Below are 18,430 nucleotides of genomic sequence, written 5' to 3'. Positions count from 1 at the left end.
TAAGCTCAAGCAGAGTTATGAAAATACGGTCGCTCTTGCTTGTGCTTATATCTGGCTCAAATTATGAATGTTCAACAGGCTCTAATATTTCCATTTTTTAGCTAAAACCCATAATTAATTTTTAGCAGTATTTCATCGTCTGTAGCTCGTATTGTTCGTCGTCAATTAATGCTTTATTGCCGTATAACTGTTTTACGATTTCATCTATTCCGACGTATCTGAGATGCATGTACATACACAACGCCGTATAGCCACAAAAGAGATATGTCCCCTTCTTATCCTCAATCCAAAAGCCCTCTTGTAATATGACTGGCTTTTTATTCTTATTTTCTAATATGTCATCAATATCAATTTGATTAACGGTCATATTGATATATGGCTGATACATTTTGGTGACTACAGCGTATTGTTTACTTATCTGACATTTACCATTTTTTTTGGCCACTTCTAGAATCCTCTTTAACTTCTTAAATTTTCTCATTTTGACCTCGGCATCTTTCTTTAAACCCTTGATACCAGGCTTCAATTTCTTCCCGATCAAAATAGACAGCTGCTTGACGAGATTGCCCCATTTTCAAGGGTTCTGGGAAGCTGTCATCTTTCTTCATTAAATTTCGCAATGCGTTTCTTTCTATACCTAGAAGCTTACATACAGTGTTGTAACTCAATAAGAAAGGCTTTATCTGAACAATGCTGAATACTTCAGATTGTTCAATGTTTTCAGTTAATTCAGATTCATTTCTATTAATCACAAAACCCATTTTTAATCTCAAATAAAGACATTAAGTAGAGCGTAGCAAAGACCAAAAATTGAAAATTATTTTGAGATAAAACTGGAAAAAAAAGTCACCTTAAGGTGACTCTTAAATCTTTATATTAAGAAATCAGCTAAGTGAATACACATAGTCAGCCCACCACTGCATGAGATCGGATCTTTCTTCAAAGTGTTCTGCTTTATCATATACAGCCTTAGTTCCTTGTTTGACATGCGACAAGGCTTTTTCAATCACTTGTGATTTACTACTAAAAGCTTCGTTAAGCGCAGTAGAGGCAAGATGTCGAAAACCATGTGGATGTTGTTTATTGTCGTAACCTAAAGACTTTAAGGCTTTATTAAATGTCCCATCTGAAAGTGGTTGCATTCGTGAATTTCTTCCTGGAAACAAATAATCCGATTCTCGCTGAATTTGCTTTAGCCGATAGATAAGCTTTACCGCTTGCTCAGATAACGGCACTTTATGTATTTTTTTAGTTTTTGTAATCTCTGGAGGTTTGATCCAAATTTTCTTTTCTAAATCAAAATGTTCCCACATTGTTAACCGTAATTCGCCTGGTCGTGGGAATAAAAGCACCATCAGCTCAAGCCCTATCGCGACTGATTTAGTTGGATATGATCTTATACTTTCTAATAGTTTAGGTAATTCACCAATTTCAACAAACTTTAAATTATTACCCTTATATTTATCTAAACGTTTTTTTAAATTTTTAACTGGATTTTCTTTAAATTTATGACTTACCTCCGCCCAATCGTAAGCATCCTTAACATAGTAAAATAGTTTTTCTACTTGGCTTTTGATTCCAACATCTCGCTGCAGATTTTGAAAAAAATCAAACCATTCTTTAGCTGTGATATATCTAAAATCATGCTGACCAAAGTTGCTGTAAATATGTTTTTGAATAGATGCCTTTGCTTTTTGATAGGTATTTTTGTCCCAGTTTATGAGCTTTGTATTGAGCCAACCTTCCATTAATGTCGTCAGAGAATATGTTTGGGCTTCCTCTTCTCTATTTTTGAAAAATGTACCTTCTTCTATTTCATTTAAGAAGGTACGTGTAATTTTTCGAGCTTGGCTAGACTTCACTTTCGGATATTGACCTAGTCCTTTCCAAGTCCATATTCCAATTTCATTCTTATATCTGAACTGCCAACTTTTACTGCCATTCGCCTTTACTAAAAAATATAAATTTGGACTATCCCATAGACGATAATCTTTCATTTCTACTTCTAGTGCAGTAAGTACTGTATCTGCTAAGTAACCTTTTTTCTTTAAATCAGTGCGTTTCATTACAACTTTTAATAAAAACATGTTGATATCAGTTGATCACAGCACTCGATTCGTTCAGAGAGTTTTTCATCAAAGTTCAAGAAAAAGGTTTACTTTTTATAGAGCGATTTTAGTTAAATAGTCGGCCCACCACTGCATCAGTTCACGGCGCTCATCTAAATGCTGTGATTTATCATAGATACCCTTTACGCCCTTTTTCTTATGCGCCAGGCACACTTCTATCACTTGCTCTTTCTTACTGAATGTGTCATTCAAAATGGTACTTGCAAGATGCCTAAATCCATGAGGATCCTGCTTGCCTTGATAACCCAAACGCTTCAAAGCCAAATTAAAGGTCATATCACTAATCGTCTTATTGACCGATAAACGACTCGGAAACAGAAACTCTGATTCGGGCTGAATCGCTTTTAATTCTTTAAGTAAGGTAATAGCTTGCTTAGGTAAAGGCACTTGATGTTCCTGACGGGTCTTAGTCATTTCTGCAGGTTTGGTCCATAAAGCTTTCTTAAACTCAAAATGTTCCCATTTTGCATTTCTCAGTTCACCTGGACGAGGAAAGAGCATAATCAGTAATTCAAGACCAATACCGATTGCGCGCTTTCTATTACTACGAATTTTCTTCAACAAAGTGGGGACTTCTTCAATGCTTACAAAATCCATATTCCCTGACACATGATCATCTAGATGCTTGCTCATGCCTTCAATCGGATTTGAATCTATCTTGCCCTGAAATTTTGCCCAGTCATAACAACCACGCACATAGGATACCAGTTTCTCAGTTTGTGTATGAATGCCTAAATTACGTTGTAGACTTTGGAAAAAATCGAACCATTCTTTCGGCTTGATTTGCCTGTAATTATGTTTACCAAAAACGGGGATCAGATGTTTATAAATCGATTTCTTAGCTTTGATAAATGTCGCATCCCCCCACTTACTTGATTTTGTATCCAACCAATCATCCATTAGATTTTTAAAATAAAGACTTTCCAACTCTTTACGTTCTTCAACCAATACTTTTTTTGATTTTAAAGCTTCACCTCTAGATATGGCTAAATTAAATTCTTGTACTTTTTGACGAGCAAGTTTTGCACTCACATTAGGATATGCACCAATACCAATCCATGCCCATTTGCCTTCAGTATTTTTATAACGGTACTGCCAAGATTTTGTCCCATGTTTCTTGACTAAAAAATATAAGCCAGCGCCGTCAAGTTCACGGTAATCTTTTTCTTCAGGCTCTAAAGAAGCTAAAGTTTTTTCACTGAGTGGTCGTTTCTTTATATCTTTCCGTAGCATGCATCATACCTTGTATCACGAGTTCGATTATTAAACCGTGATACACGTGGTGATACAAATAGGGCTGTACTATATAGATCCATATAAATACATAGAATATAAAAAAAGCTCCTAAATTATTGAATTTAGGAGCTTTTAGTGACCATATATGTACATATAAATACATCTATAATCGAATTATGGTAGGTATATCCAGACTCGAACTGGAGACCTCTACGATGTCAACGTAGCGCTCTAACCAACTGAGCTATACACCTACAATGCTTGGCATATTATAAATTTTTCGATCCTAAGACAAGCCTTTTCATTTAATTTTCAATATATACGTACAAGTTTTAAGCAAATCTTTGAATTGTTTCAGATCTTGGTCTGAGAATTCCCTACCAGAATAAATTGATTTTTCAAATAGTCTGATTGCTTCAAAAAATACAGACTGATCTTTATCCTGAACTTGCTGAGATAGCCTTAACATCCATTGGTGAAAAGTCTCTGCAGGTTGTCTTTCTAAATCTTTTTTTAAAGTCTGATTAAATTGCTGAATGGAGTAATCAAAGGGTGACTGTAATTGTCGAGCTTTAAGGTAGATTTTTAGAATATAAAGCAATATGAGTATGCCAATACCGGATATGAGAATGATCACACTGGAATAAACTGAACTTAGACCTAACTTCGCTAACCAGCCTTGTTGAGATTCAGCATTATAGCCCACGACCTTACTTTGCCATTGGTAACTTGCATAATCACTCCAGACTCTTAGTTTGGTCAGCCATACATTACGCTGTGATGTCCAACCAGAATTACTTGCCCATACTCGCTCATCTTGCGAGATTAAATTTTGCATCCCATCATCAATACGTTGCGGGGCTACCATTGCGGTAGGATCAAAACGCTGCCATCTTTGGTCAATCCAGACTTCTGTCCAGGCATGAGCATCCAACTGACGAACCTCCCAACTTTTCCCATCGGGTGCCAATTGTCCACCTTGATAACCTGTGACCACACGTGCCGGAATTCCCACATATCGCATCAGCATGACAAAACTAGAAGCATAGTGTTCACAAAAACCCTGCCGGGATTTAAACAGAAATTCATCAATCCGGTTTTTGCCGAGTACACCTGGTTTCAGGGTATATACAAAATGATTTTGCTGGTACCAGTTCAAGACTGTTCGGATATAACGTCGCGGATCCTCCCCACTTTGTAGATATAAACGCTGTGCCAACTGTTGTGCCTGAGTATCCAAATGGACTTGAGTCTGGGTATTCAGTCGCTGAACAAATTGCTCCGGTAAAATACTTTCAGTATTTTGACTACCTAGCCATTGCAGATGAATCGGTTCTACCTTTTGGGTCAAACGCCTTGGTACGATACTCCAATCCTGACGATTATAATAACGGCGTTCCAAAGGCATCGATTTTTCCAGCCCCATCACCCAGAACACAGAAGGATCAGCAGCCAGATATTGGTAATTCCACCCTGATGGGGATACTGGAACAACTTCTCCAGGCTGACGGATTAAAGGCTGCTGATTAATAAAGCTACTGGTCCAGCGCTGTCCATCATACTCATCTAAAACTAATGCCCGCCAATACAATTCTGAACGTGGCGGCAGTTTACTAACATCACCAATAATCCGGAAAGCCAAAGCATTAGATTGAGATAATTCAGCAATATCTCCCGGTGACATACTGTCACTGATCCCGGTCACGCCTTTATTTTCTGGAATCGGGATATGCCAAAGCGGTGGCAAACGCGGAAAGAAGATGAATAACAAAATAAAAAACGGCAGAGCATAAAGCACAAAGCTGCCGACATATTTGGCATCTTGCTGCAAGGCTATACGTGGTGATTGCTGACTCTGCTGAAACTCACTGGTCTGAATCCGGTATAAACCAATTAGACAGCTCAATAAGCATAGAATAATCACAACAGCCATACCAAAAGACTGGCTATATAGAAATGAACTGGCCGCAACAAAAAGCGCAAAATTAAACAGGATAATCAGATCCCGCCGGTTTTTCGTTTCCAGTGATTTGGCAAATAAAAAAGTGGAAAGAACTGCAACTCCTGCCTCCACTCCAATAAAACTTTGGTGGCTGAGATAAATACTGCCTAATGCCAAACCAGTGAGTAGAAAAGTCCCTATTTTAGGAAATGGCTTTTGCCGTTTAAGAAAAATCCAGATACACAGTAGGCTAATGACAAAGATAATGCTGAGCAGCACCGGGATGAAAGCTACTTGTGCAAGGATGATCAAGCCTAGGGTCAAGACGATCGAAATTCGGATTTTTCCATCAATCATAGATTCACCCGTTATGCCTGAGCCAATAATTGTTTAGCCTTACGTAACTGTTCTTCACCTGCTCCCTGCGGCAATTCTACCTGTGGTAAATGTAACGCATATGCACATTGCTGCTGCTCACATTGCTCAATCAGTCCCATCATCAAGCCCAGTTTCTCCTCATGCGACTGGCTAGGCATATGTTCATAATGAATCTCAATGCTATGTTCATCCTGATACTGTTCAAAGACTTTGACATATAAGCCTTGCCCACGTGCAAACTGTTTCCAGGAAACCGCCTGCAATGAGTCTCCAGATTGATAATTTCGTAATTCACGGAACTCATCCATATCTGGCTCAAAGCTATTTTGATAAATCTTGTTTTCCGAAGTGTTATTTTGGGCTTTGGGTGCCACCCAGGCAAACTGATGATGATAAAGATAGGTCCAGGCTCGAACCAGGCCAAAAGGATAAACCGAATAGATCTGAATCACCGGATACTCAAATTTACCGCGACGTTCCGCATAAAAAGGCAGCACCCAATGCTGCTTTTGTTCAGTCAGATAAACTTTCTCTAGCTGATTGCCGGCCTTAATATACAGATAACGCGGCCGGGCTGTGGCTTGCTGAAAATAAAAATGCAAATTGAGTGCATGACCCACCTGTCCGACGTCTTCAGCAACCATTTCAATATCCAGATCATGCAACTGTTTAAAGGTCAGATAGAAGCTGACACATAGCACTGCACTGATCAGAAAGCAGAAACCTAAGATCAGGTTATTGGCATAATTCACGCCAGCAATAAAGGTGATAAAAATCAGAACCAGATATAGATAACCCTGCTGATAAATAAAGACCAGTACATCCTTTTGGGAAAGTCGTTTTTGCTGTGAAAATTGAAAGCGTTTCGCCAGCCAGTTTTGCCAGGTTTTATCCAAGAGCGGACTCCTTTAACTGACTGCAACCTGTTGCATCACATTTAATGTTTCTGCATCGCTCAGTCCCAGACGATGGGCGGCGACTGCCACAAAAACGGCTTGCACATCGTCTGGAGTTACAAAGCTACGTTGCTGAATGATGGCATTGGCTTGTGCTGCACGTTTAAGCGCCAGTAAACCTCGTGTTGATAAGCCTTGGCGTTTCTTGCGAGTTTCTTCTGCTAGATCCAGCATATATTCCTGAACCGCTTCACTGATAAAAATCTGCTGGGTCAACTGCTGTAATTCCAGCACTTCATTTTCAGTAAATACATGTGCCAAGCTGGCGATCAAAGCAAACCGGGATTCTTGCTGTAATAGCATTTTCTCAGCATGACGTGATGGATAACCCAAAGATAGGCGCATTAAAAAACGGTCTAGCTGAGATTCTGGCAAGGCGTAAGTGCCACTTTGAAATAACGGGTTTTGGGTTGCGATTACCCAAAATGGCTTAGGCAATGCATAACGTATCCCATCAACAGTGGCATAGCCTTCTTCCATCGCTTCCAGCAAGGCACTCTGAGTTTTGGGACTGGAACGGTTAATTTCATCTGCCAGCAAAATCTGGGTAAAAATAGGGCCCTGCTTAAACTCGAACTGATGTTCTTTCTGGTTAAACATATTGATACCAATCACATCACTAGCCAGCATGTCATTGGTAAACTGGATCCGCTGAAATTTCAGTCCTGCGAGATGGGCTAGGCTGCTTGCCAATGTTGTCTTGCCCAAACCAGGTAAATCTTCAAACAAAACATGCCCGCCTGCAATCAGGCAGCATAGTGCTAATCTGGTCTGTGCATGTTTATCCAGAACAATCGCATTAATTTCTTCGAAAAATTTTTGAATCTTGGGTGCATAATCAGCCAGCTTCTGTTCAAGCTCATCATTATCGTGCGCAATATCCAGCTTTTCTTTTTGTTTCATGCCCCAGATCACAATATTTTCCCTAATAAAACATGCTGTAGGATTAACATACACTGTTTTTTAAAATTCCCCAAAGATCAGTCATCTGCCGGCTTTATTTCTACAGAATAAATTGGGAATTTTACATGATTAGATTTGCTATAAGAACTAATTGAAGCTTTAAGATTAAAGTTTAGATAAGTTGCATTTTGATTGGCATATTTATTAGAAATAACAAGCTATTAAAAATCTTTGAGATCTGAACTTATACCTAAAAGGTAAAGACTTTTAAAAATTTAAATTCCCAATGTCAAAATAGATCATGATTTTGTTATATCTTGTTTGAATCCTAAAATTTTCCCATAAAAAAGCGCCCCGAAAGGCGCTCATTTTATTCATGCATTAGCATGGACACTTCTTCATCTCTCCACCGGCAGATGGATAACGCGAATCTACACAGTGACGATAAAATGTTTTAGGGTCCATCGCTTCCAGATCAGGATGGTGCTTTTTCATATGCGCCAGATAGGTCTGATAATCAGGCACACCCACCATCAGGCGGAAACTCTGCTGTAAACGCTGCCACAACGTCGCAATCCGTGACCAGTTTTTCGGGTTCAGGATCAGGTCTTTTTGTGACATCACGGTCATCTTGATGATTTTATAGATAACCGCTTTTCCACCTTTAGCAAACTTCAAGTTCATGCGCTGCTCCTTAATGTCCTTTTGCAGGCTGAATTTCTTCAGGATCGCCATATACTGCTTCTGCTTCATTTACGGTTGGTACCGGGCTCGCCAGGGCTCGACGGATTACGCCAATTGCAGCAAATAGCATTACAAACGCCACAATCATAAAGAAGCCACAAAGTGCTGCGTTGATCTGGTTCGACATTGCAACAGTCTGCATTTCAGCCAGGGTTTTCGCTGGTGCCAGAATTTCATTATTCGCAATTGCCGTATTGAAACGCTCTGCCTGTGCCAAGAAACCGATTTTCGGATTTTCATGGAAAATCTTCTGCCAGCCGGCCGTCATTGAAGTAATAAACAGGAATACGGTTGGAACAATGGTTACCCACACATATTTCTCTTTCTTCATCTTGAACAGGATGACTGTACCCAGAATCAATGCCATTGCAGCCAGAATCTGGTTACCAATACCGAACAGTGGCCATAAGCTGTTAATACCGCCTAATGGATCAACGACACCTTGATAAACGAAGAAGCCCCAACCCGCAACAGCAACGGCTGTACCCAGCATATTACCGAAGAAGTTATGAGATTGTTTTACCGCAGGAATCACGATACCAACTGTGTCCTGAACCATGAAGCGACAAGCACGAGTACCCGCATCTACTGCGGTCAGAATGAATAAAGCTTCAAACAGAATTGCAAAGTGATACCAGAAGGCCATCATTTCACGACTGTTAAAGATTTCGGTAATGATATGCGCCATACCAATCGCGAAAGTTGGTGCACCACCCGTACGTGACAGAATCGAATTTTCACCTACTTCCTGTGCCAGCAATGTCAGTGCTTCAGGTGTTACCACAAAACCAAGATTACGTACTGCTTCAGCCGCAGTATCTACGGTTGTACCTAGTAGTGCTGCTGGTGAGTTAATCGCGAAGTACACACCTGGATCAAGAATCGCGGCACAGATCAAAGCCATGATCGCTACAAAGGATTCCATCAGCATACCGCCATAGCCGATTATCCGGATATCGCGTTCGTTGTTGACCAGTTTCGGTGTTGTCCCTGAAGAAACCAGTGCGTGGAAACCAGAAATCGCACCGCAAGCAATGGTAATAAACAGAAATGGGAACATTGAACCCGCAAATACTGGGCCTGTACCATCGACAAATTTGGTAATCGCTGGCAACTTCATTTCCGGCATCGCGAACAGAATGCCAATCGCCAGACCGGCAATCACACCAATTTTCAGGAAGGTAGATAAATAGTCACGCGGTGCAAGTAATAACCAGACGGGCAATACCGATGCAATAAAACCATAAATGATCAAAGCCCAAGTCAGTTCAGTACCAGTTAAAGTGAACAACTGTCCCCAGTAGGGATGCTGTGCAACGTTTTCACCATAGATAATGCCAAGCATCATCAATACGAAACCAATGATCGAAACTTCTGCAATTTTACCCGGACGGATAAATCGCATGTAGATACCCATGAAGATGGCGATCGGAATCGTAGCGGCAATACTGAATACGCCCCATGGACTGTTGGTCAGTGCTTTAACAACGACTAGCGCCAATACTGCTAGGATGATGATCATCACACCCAGCGCACCGAGCATCACGATAATACCGGCAAAGGTACCCAGTTCCTGTTTCGCCATTTCACCCAGTGAACGGCCGTCACGACGAGTAGAAATAAACAATACCAGGAAGTCCTGTACCGCACCTGCCAGTACCACACCGACCAGTAGCCAGATCGTGCCCGGCAAGTAACCCATCTGTGCTGCAAGGATTGGACCGACTAAAGGACCCGCACCGGCAATCGCGGCAAAATGGTGACCGAATAACACACTTTTATTGGTCGGCACATAATCCAGACCATCACCCAGACGATGGGCAGGCGTTAAACGGCGTGCGTTCAGTTCAAAAACTTTATTGGCAATAAATAAACTGTAGAAACGGTAAGCGATGCTATACACACAGGCTGCGGCCAGTACCAGCCAGACTGCATTCACATGCTCACCACGACTGAGTGCAAGTATCCCGAAGGAGACTGCCCCGACTATGGCTACCAGGAGCCAGATGATTTTCGAAGTCATGGTTGACTTCTGTTGTAAAGTTTCCATTCAATCCCTCATTTTGTGAAGCATATAAATCAGCGTGATTTTTTTATTCGAGGTACTGCTGTTTTCCCTTGCGACTTTACGCTTGTTCCTTTCGAATTCCTCTAAGACTTTGGCATAAAAAAAGGGACGATTTTAGTCATCCCCTTTGATAATAGTCTATTTTCCGACCATTATGCACGTTCTAAATAGTCACCAGTACGGGTGTCTACGCGAACGCTTTCTTCTTGCTGAACGAATAATGGAACACGTACTACTGCACCTGTTTCAAGTTTCGCTGGTTTACCGCCACCGCCAGAAGTATCGCCACGAACACCCGGATCAGTTTCAACAATTTTTAATACTACAAAGTTTGGTGGGCTTACTGTTAAAGGTACGCCATTCCACAACATGATAGTACATTTTTCATTTGAATCGTCTTTTAACCATTTTGCAGCATCGCCCATTGCTGTTTTATCAGCAGCGATCTGTTCGAAAGTTACAGGATCCATGAAGTTCCACATTTCGCCATCGTTGTACAAGTATTCCATTTCTACTTCTACGATGTCTGCAGCTTCTAGAGAATCACCAGATTTAAAAGTTTTTTCCAAAACTTTACCACTGCGAAGGTTACGTAATTTAACGCGGTTGAACGCCTGGCCTTTACCTGGTTTAACGTATTCGTTTTCCATGATTGAACATGGGTTACCATCAAGCATAACCTTCAGGCCAGACTTGAAATCGTTCGTAGAATAATAGGCCATGATTGGCTCACTCCAAACTTACTAACTTTAAGCTATTGATGCTATGGGCTGTTGCAATGTCATTTAGCAAGTCTGACACGAACATGAGTTGCCACATGCACATTCATTTAATGTTGCGTATTCTAAATGAGCAATACACCAAGTCGCAACGAAAAAATCGGTTTTAACTTGCTGACACTGCTTAACTTAGCATCAGCTATTCCAATACTGGTGCACAACCAGTCTTCCAAGCATATAAAAGTCTCTATGCTTTTGCATACCATAGCAAACTGATCGTGTTTAGAGAAATTTTAGCCAGCTTTCACATTCCCATCTCTAGACAAACTGCTAAACTGCTCACTTCTGGCTATCGTCTTCATCTTTTTTTGATCTTCCGGCATGACACAGTATTTATATCAAGAAGCAAATTGGCAATCGCAACTGAGCGACCTGATCACCGATCCACAGGAACTACTACAGATTTTACAGCTTTCCCCAGATCAGCTGTTATCTGGTGCTCTTCTGGCCTCTCAAGCCTTTAAATTACGTGTGCCACGAGCTTTTGTTTCCAGAATGCAGCTAGGCAATCCTTTAGATCCACTTTTATTACAAGTGTTACCGCATCATCTGGAACTGGAAGATCATCCGGGATTTGTCACCGATCCCTTGGGTGAAGAACAGGCCAACCAGCAACCTGGTGTTCTACATAAATATAAGTCACGTTTTCTACTGACCTTAACCGGCGCCTGTGCAGTTCACTGTCGTTACTGTTTCCGCCGGCATTTTCCCTATCAGGAAAACCTGCCTAAAAATGAGGACTGGATTAATATCAAACAATATCTGGAAAGCCAGCCAGATATTAATGAAGTAATTCTGAGTGGCGGTGATCCACTGACCTTATCTAACCGAAAATTAAAAACCTGGATTGAACGACTAGAATCGGTACCACATCTCAAATTTTTAAGAATACATTCACGAGTTCCTATTGTAATCCCAAACCGGATCGACGAAGAGCTACTAAGCATGTTAAAAAACAGTAGGCTACGTATTATTCTAGTGGTACACTCGAACCATGCATCAGAGCTGGATGACCTGACCTGTAAGCAGCTTAATCAGCTGGTTCAGCATCAGATCACGGTACTCAATCAGGCAGTTTTATTAAAAGGGGTTAATGATTCTGCTCAAGTTTTGATTGATTTAAGCTATCGCTTGTTTGATGCTGGCGTGATGCCCTATTATTTACATGTACTTGATAAAGTAAGAGGTGCGCATCATTTTGATTTACCTGCTGAGCACATCAATGAGATTTATACAGAAGTTTTAGCGAACCTACCGGGGTATCTGGTTCCTAAACTAGTTCGAGAAATAGCGGGTGAGAAGAATAAGACACCGCTTTTTGGGGTTTCAACATTTTTGAGTTAAATAATAAAGATGAGTAAGCATACTGCAGACATTTTTCAGACAACGGCTGAACTCACCATAGAACAGCTAAGTTTTTGTCCCACAAATGCCAAAGCATTGCAGGAATGGGTCGCAGGAATTTCAATCTTGCAATTGGGGAATTCATCCAAGTCTCTGTTCAGTGCTTTACTGGAAATTTCCGAACTGAAATGTGCGGAAACCTTGCGTTTTGACCTGATTCAGGTATTGCACCCTACCCTTGAAAATGTTTTGGCCAGTCTTGAGAAACATTTCGTCAATCAGGGTCTGATCACGACAGATCGCAATGACCAGATTATTGAACTGGCCATGCTGTTACGCAGCTATTTTGCCAAAATCTATATAGATATTGCCAAACGCTGTAATCATCAGCTGAATCATCAAAAGTTTTCACTATTTTCCTTGGGCAAAAAGAAAAGTCTGCAAAGTGCCCGGATGGTTTCCATTTACTATGGTCTGCAACAGTTAAGCCTGCTGCTCTATCAACAGCATATGCTGTATAGCACACCTGGCGCTGGCCAGTGGTTGGCAGCACATCAGTTGCTGGAATGTGCGATGGACAATAATTTCTATCAGACCAACATTAATCAGGTTCTTGGCACCCAGCACGAAATCCAGAATATTACCCAAGCCTATGCACGACTGATCTTACTAGATATTTTTAATACTCATCAGATTCGTCCTGCTGAAATTCAGGGCTTATATTTATGTAGTGCAGACTGGGCGAAACTGGTTCAGATTCTACCGAAAGAAACTACGCTATCACGTTATGTGGTTGATGCCAGCAAAGATCATCCACCTTTATTAAATTCTCATCAGGGTCAGCATTTCCAGCCGAGCTTCTATATTTCGACACAAAACCTGATGGAACACCTGACCGGCACTCAAAGCAAAAATGCCCAATATCTGTCACGTAATGAAAAGCTGTTCCTGACGCCTGCCCTGCATTTTCATATCTATAACCTGCTTTCGAATAATGTCGAACGCCGTCATGAGCGTTATGAATATTCTGCACAGATCAATATCTGCTTTGGCTTAACGGTGGCGCATTTTTATCTGTCTAAGGGTAAAAACTTTAATGAAACGCTGGAACTGGAAGGTAATTATGGTTTCCAGAGCGAAAGCAGTTTTATCAGCTCAATGCATAATACCATTCCAAGCGGATTCAGCAGTATCAAGGCGCTCGATCGCGAAGCCAAACAGATTCATACCGCTGAAGTTCTCGATATCAGTGTTAATGGTTACCGGATTAAATGGTCAGGTATTACACCTGCCAATCTGAAAACTGGCGAATTTATTCTAGTTCAGGAAAAATCTCAAAGCCAGTGGCGTGGTGGTGTCATTCGCTGGATCAAACAGTCTGCTGATAAAAGTCTGGAAATTGGTCTGGAAATTCTCGCACAGGAACTGTTCCCTTGCGCAGTCTATGCCCGTACCGACAAACACAGTGTCAATTATCAGCCAGCCATTCTGGTACAGATGACCCAGCTTGATCAGGTCTCAATCAGTATTATTGTCTCTGGCTCACAAATGTTTAGGGAAAAACAGACCATTCATTTACGTCTTGGCCAAAAAGAACTCAGAATCTACCTAACCAAGGCGCAGCTCATTACACAAAGTTTTATCCGTTTTGACTATGAATTATTAAATGATCAAGAAGAAGATATCATCGAAAACTTTATACATAAGCAATTGAATGAAACTAGAAATCACGATTTATGGGAAGCATTGAAGTGAGAAATCCATTATTGTCTAAAAAGTTAAAACGTACTGAAACACGTTTACTGATCATTGATGATAATCAAATTAGATATAACCAAATCCGTGATCTCTTAACCAGCAATGAATATCAGGTCGACGCCGTTCTGCTTGATGATCTGCAATCTTTTGAAAAACAGTTAAACTTTAACTGGGACCTGATTATTTTTGGTCGTGCGTATGATCTGAAATATGAACAGGCCTTAAGTCTGGTTCAACTTTCGCAGCAACCTGACCTTCCTATTCTTTTGTTAAAACCAGAAGATTATCAGGCTGAACAATATGCCCAGTATATCCGTAAAGGTATTTTTGACATTCTGAATCTGGATTACCCAGACCGCTTCTTCCTTAATCTGGTACGTGCCCTTTCCTTTAGCCGTACGATGCAAGCACAGCGCCATTTAATGGAAGAACTGGAAACTGCACAAAGCCAGGCACAATCATTGGTAGAAGACAGTAACCGTGCGGTCGCAACCATTCAGGAAGGCATCCATATTCAGGCTAATGCCGATTACCTCAAACTGTTTGGCCTTAAAAGCGAGGATGATATTATCGGTCTGCCGCTTTTAGACCTGTTACAGCCGCAAGATTTGAATGATTTTAAAACCCGCTTTAAAAAAATTTCTCAGGGCCAGTTTGATTTAGGCCGTTTTGATATTACTTCGTCGAATCCAAATGTGGCTGCTGCCAATCCATTAAAACTGGAATTTCTGGCATCTAGTGCTGAAGAGGATGCACTACAAATTACGATTGATACAGCGACTACTCAGGCAAGTGCCTCTTCTGAAAAAGTTGCAAACAAGCCAAATACCTTACAGTCACTTAAGCGTGAACTCAATCGTGAACCGGCCAAAGCCAATGCATTGATCACTTTCTCCTTTGCTGCGTATGAGCCGCAAGTCCTAAATGGTGACTGGGCGACCTACATAGGTTACTTCCATGAAATTAAGAAATTCCTGAAAGAGCAGGTTCGTATTCCGCTCTTCAAACTGGAACATGATGTTCTGGTGGGGATCATTCAGGCAGATGCGCAAGACATTCTGGAATCCAAACTGGTTGGACTAGGTTCATTGACCAAACCACAGCTCATTACAGTGAATCAGCAAACTTATCCGCTCAATCTGCGCATCGGTTATACCCTGCTTGACGGTGAACTGCGTGATGAAAGCCATTGTAATGAATTAATCGGGCGGGCTTTCTCTACTCCTTTACCACAAGCACAAAAAACTTCTGAGTTTGTTCTGGATATTCCTGCAACGACTCAGGAATCGATTTCAATGCCAAGCATTGACTTCACGGTTTCAGAACCTGTTATTCCAGCGCCTGAGTCCATACCGGTCAGTCCAGCAGTCAGTGCTGTACCACTGACTACATCGCCAGTATTAAAAGCACTGCGTGAATGTCTGGAACGTGGTGAAATTCATCTGAAATATCAACAGCTGTATGATAAAGAAGATACCAACCTCTATATGTATGAGGTGACGAGTGGCTTTATCTTTGAAAATAAATGGCAGGACATTTCTTCCTTGATGGAACTCAATGAAGATGATGAATTATCTATTAAACTCGATCGCTGGATTCTGGTTGAATCAAGCAAGCAATTGCACAACTTCATTACCCAGTATCCGGATGCCCGTTTAATCGTGAACCTGAACCGTGCGGTGCTATTTAAAGACCGTACTTTTCCTGAGTTTATTTCCAAACTAATTACCATTATTCGCAGTAAAGTCGAACATCCTTTAACTTTACAGTTCTCAGAAGAAGATATCCTGATGAACCAGCAGGATGCGCAGAAATATCTACGTACTTTACGTGAACATGGCGCGCGGATTGCGATTCGTAACTTTGGTCACTCAATGTATAGTGAAACCCTACTACGTGAGTTCGATATCAATGGTCTGAGCCTGGATAGCAAACTGACCAAGATGCTGAACAATGATGCTGAAATTGAACAGTTACAGGAAAAAATCACCACATACAATGAAATCAAACCAGTGAATATCATGATCCGTGAACTGAATGACATGACCTTATTTGCGAATGCCTGGAACGTCAATGCACGCTTTATTCAGGGTGATTATTTCCAGAAAAAGCTGGATCATCTGATTGATGTACAAGACCACTAAGGTCTTGTACTCGCCTTTCAATCTAGAAACGTAAAATGATTTTCTAAATTGCAGGCACAAAAAAACGGGCATAAAGCCCGTTTTTTCATTTTGGGTATTAACGTTTAACAGAACGTGACATACCAGCAAAACGTTGTTTGAACTTGTCGATACGGCCGCCAGTGTCAACGTTCTTTTGCTTACCAGTGTAGAATGGGTGGCAAGCTGAACATACGTCTAGGTAAAGAGTTTCTTTACCAACAGCTGAACGAGTTTCGATTACGTTACCACATGAACAAGTAGCAACTAGTTTTTCGTATTTTGGGTGAATATCGGCGCGCATCGTCGATTACTCCATTAAGATGAAAGAAGGTTTTGCTGTCATCGCAATTGATCACTCTCAAATATTGAGGAAGGGCCAGAATCAGGATTCAGGCAGATCAACACCACAACAGACCATTCTTTTGGCCCACCGAGACGGATACCGTCAGAGCTAAGCACAACAAGTTGGGCGATATTATACGGCAAACAAATCCAATAAGCGAATTATTCTTCTGTATGTACGGCCTGTTTGGCCCAGAGATTCGCAATCACACCACAGGCCATGAGCTGGATTTGATGGAAAATCATAATTGGTAAAACAATCATGCCAAGTGGCTGACCAATAAACAGAATCTGTGCCATCGGTACACCACTGGCAAGCGTTTTTTTGGAACCACAGAAGAACACCGTTTTCTGGTCAGCACGATTAAAGCCCAACCAGCGTGGAATAAATAGCGACAACAGCATCACAATGGTCAATAAAACCGAACATGCCAGCAGCAGCAAGAGCAAAGTACTTAAGCTGACTTCACGCCAAAGCCCAGCCACCACCGCACTGCTAAATGCCCCATAAACCACCATCAGAATTGAGCCCTGATCGAATACTTTAACGATCTTGGGCATCTTCTGCATTTTTGGGAAAATCCATGGACGCAGTAACTGACCTAAAATAAAAGGCACCAATAACAGCAGCGTAATCTGTAGAATCGATGCTGTCGGATCAAAGCCATGCTGAGATTTCCCAAGGATAAAGAATGCGACCAGCATCGGTGTAATGAACATCCCGATAATATTGGAAAATGAAGCACTACAGATTGCACCGGCAATATTCCCTTGAGCCACTGAGGTAAAGGCGATGGAAGACTGTACGGTTGATGGCAAGAAGCACATAAACAGAAATCCCCAATATAATTCTTGCCCCAGCATTGGCAATAGGATTGGCTTTGCCAGCAAGCCTAAAATTGGAAAGAGTGCAAAGGTCAAGGCAAAGACCAAAGTGTGTAATTTCCAGTGCATCAAGCCTTCAATTACAGCTTCACGCGAAAGCTTGGCACCATGCAGGAAAAACAGGATGGCAATGGCTGCTGTCGTGATCCAGCTAAAGACTTCAGCTGCCTGCCCTGACACTGGCAATACACTGGCCAGTAACACTATAACAAAGAGCAAGATCGTAAAGCGGTCCAATGCCAGCAGTTTAAGCATCTGATGTCCTTCCCTCAAAATTTTATTATTCGATAAAAAATACCCGGCTATCTTAACAGATGCCGGGTCCATGTTATGCATTCAGATTGATGGAATATTTTCATCCATACATGAATACATTTCACATATCTCGCTCTATAACACTTAGTTATTACGTGCGTTATTGTCTTGCTGGATCAATTCGATTTTATAACCGTCTGGATCTTCCACAAATGCAATCACAGTGACACCGCCTTTCATTGGGCCAGCTTCACGAACAACATTGCCACCACGTGCCTTGATTTCTTCACAGGCTTTATAAGCATCATCTACCGCAATCGCAATATGACCGTAGCCATTGCCCAGGTCATAGCTTTCTGTATCCCAGTTATGGGTCAGTTCAAGCACAGTGTGATTTTCTTCATCGCCATAACCTACAAAAGCCAAGGTAAAGCGACCTTCTTCATAATCTCGCTTACGAAGTAAAGTCATACCAAGAACCTCAGTATAGAACTTGAGTGATTGTTCCAGATTGCCTACACGTAACATGGTATGCAGCATGCGCAT

The 18,430-nt window shown here is 41.3% G+C and carries 16 protein-coding genes and 1 tRNA gene; 3 read left to right on the top strand and 14 right to left on the bottom strand.

From position 1 onward, the window contains the following. Window positions 1-121: 121 nt before the first annotated feature. The 11 genes from B3Q46_RS02430 to efp all read right to left on the bottom strand — a co-directional run bounded on the left by B3Q46_RS02430 (window position 122) and on the right by efp (window position 11,078). Window positions 122-445 (bottom strand): hypothetical protein, encoded by a 324-nt coding sequence (locus tag B3Q46_RS02430; RefSeq protein ID WP_286421263.1) that lies wholly within the window; start codon window positions 443-445, stop codon window positions 122-124. A 22-nt stretch (window positions 446-467) separates the two neighbouring features. Beyond that, window positions 468-761 (bottom strand): helix-turn-helix transcriptional regulator, encoded by a 294-nt coding sequence (locus B3Q46_RS02425; RefSeq protein ID WP_286713194.1) that lies wholly within the window; start codon window positions 759-761, stop codon window positions 468-470. A 123-nt stretch (window positions 762-884) separates the two neighbouring features. Beyond that, window positions 885-2,066 carry a tyrosine-type recombinase/integrase gene (locus B3Q46_RS02420; protein ID WP_286713197.1) on the bottom strand — a complete coding sequence of 394 codons (1,182 nt, stop codon included), beginning with the start codon at window positions 2,064-2,066 and terminating at the stop codon, window positions 885-887. A gap of 96 nt (window positions 2,067-2,162) precedes the next feature. Beyond that, a complete protein-coding gene (locus tag B3Q46_RS02415; RefSeq protein WP_159123144.1) occupies window positions 2,163-3,362 on the bottom strand; it encodes a tyrosine-type recombinase/integrase in 1,200 nt (399 codons plus the stop codon). 180 nt (window positions 3,363-3,542) lie between these two features. Continuing rightward, window positions 3,543-3,619 (bottom strand) — tRNA-Val (locus tag B3Q46_RS02410). Window positions 3,620-3,666: 47 nt separating this feature from the next. Then, window positions 3,667-5,664: a transglutaminaseTgpA domain-containing protein gene (locus B3Q46_RS02405; RefSeq protein ID WP_104426298.1), complete on the bottom strand. Its 1,998-nt coding sequence runs from the start codon at window positions 5,662-5,664 to the stop codon at window positions 3,667-3,669. Between the two features lie 11 nt (window positions 5,665-5,675). Beyond that, complete coding sequence (locus B3Q46_RS02400) at window positions 5,676-6,581, bottom strand: DUF58 domain-containing protein (protein WP_104426299.1); 906 nt, start codon at window positions 6,579-6,581, stop codon at window positions 5,676-5,678. Window positions 6,582-6,593: 12 nt separating this feature from the next. Beyond that, window positions 6,594-7,544, bottom strand: a complete 951-nt coding sequence (locus tag B3Q46_RS02395) for an AAA family ATPase (protein WP_104427000.1) — start codon at window positions 7,542-7,544, stop codon at window positions 6,594-6,596. A gap of 381 nt (window positions 7,545-7,925) precedes the next feature. Then, window positions 7,926-8,228 (bottom strand): YbdD/YjiX family protein, encoded by a 303-nt coding sequence (locus B3Q46_RS02390; RefSeq protein WP_104426300.1) that lies wholly within the window; start codon window positions 8,226-8,228, stop codon window positions 7,926-7,928. Between the two features lie 10 nt (window positions 8,229-8,238). Then, entirely contained in the window at window positions 8,239-10,338 is a 2,100-nt protein-coding gene (locus tag B3Q46_RS02385; protein ID WP_005235012.1) for a carbon starvation CstA family protein, read from the bottom strand. Window positions 10,339-10,508: 170 nt separating this feature from the next. Beyond that, window positions 10,509-11,078 (bottom strand): elongation factor P, encoded by a 570-nt coding sequence (gene efp, locus B3Q46_RS02380; RefSeq protein ID WP_004782608.1) that lies wholly within the window; start codon window positions 11,076-11,078, stop codon window positions 10,509-10,511. Between the two features lie 378 nt (window positions 11,079-11,456). Here efp and epmB point away from each other — a divergent pair, with 378 nt between their 5' ends. Genes epmB through B3Q46_RS02365 form a run of 3 tightly spaced genes read left to right on the top strand, consistent with a single transcriptional unit; the run spans window position 11,457 to window position 16,381 of the window. Further along, complete coding sequence (epmB, locus tag B3Q46_RS02375) at window positions 11,457-12,479, top strand: EF-P beta-lysylation protein EpmB (protein WP_286713189.1); 1,023 nt, start codon at window positions 11,457-11,459, stop codon at window positions 12,477-12,479. A 9-nt stretch (window positions 12,480-12,488) separates the two neighbouring features. Then, window positions 12,489-14,234, top strand: coding sequence for a GTPase (locus B3Q46_RS02370; RefSeq protein WP_104426302.1), 1,746 nt, complete (start codon window positions 12,489-12,491; stop codon window positions 14,232-14,234). Beyond that, a complete protein-coding gene (locus tag B3Q46_RS02365; protein WP_104426303.1) occupies window positions 14,216-16,381 on the top strand; it encodes an EAL domain-containing protein in 2,166 nt (721 codons plus the stop codon). Before B3Q46_RS02370 ends, B3Q46_RS02365 begins: the two co-directional genes overlap by 19 nt. 97 nt (window positions 16,382-16,478) lie before the next feature. Here the strand turns inward: B3Q46_RS02365 and rpmE are convergent, their stop codons facing one another. From rpmE to gloA, 3 genes are all read right to left on the bottom strand, one after another. After that, window positions 16,479-16,703, bottom strand: a complete 225-nt coding sequence (gene rpmE, locus B3Q46_RS02360) for a 50S ribosomal protein L31 (protein WP_004782616.1) — start codon at window positions 16,701-16,703, stop codon at window positions 16,479-16,481. Between the two features lie 203 nt (window positions 16,704-16,906). Continuing rightward, window positions 16,907-17,884, bottom strand: coding sequence for a bile acid:sodium symporter family protein (locus B3Q46_RS02355; RefSeq protein ID WP_104426304.1), 978 nt, complete (start codon window positions 17,882-17,884; stop codon window positions 16,907-16,909). 144 nt (window positions 17,885-18,028) lie between these two features. After that, window positions 18,029-18,430, bottom strand: a complete 402-nt coding sequence (gene gloA, locus B3Q46_RS02350) for a lactoylglutathione lyase (protein WP_004782618.1) — start codon at window positions 18,428-18,430, stop codon at window positions 18,029-18,031.

The organism is Acinetobacter sp. UBA2581 (genome assembly GCF_002339435.1).
GTDB classification, from domain to species: Bacteria; Pseudomonadota; Gammaproteobacteria; order Pseudomonadales; family Moraxellaceae; genus Acinetobacter; species Acinetobacter variabilis.
This window is presented reverse-complemented; position numbering and strand designations above follow the sequence as displayed.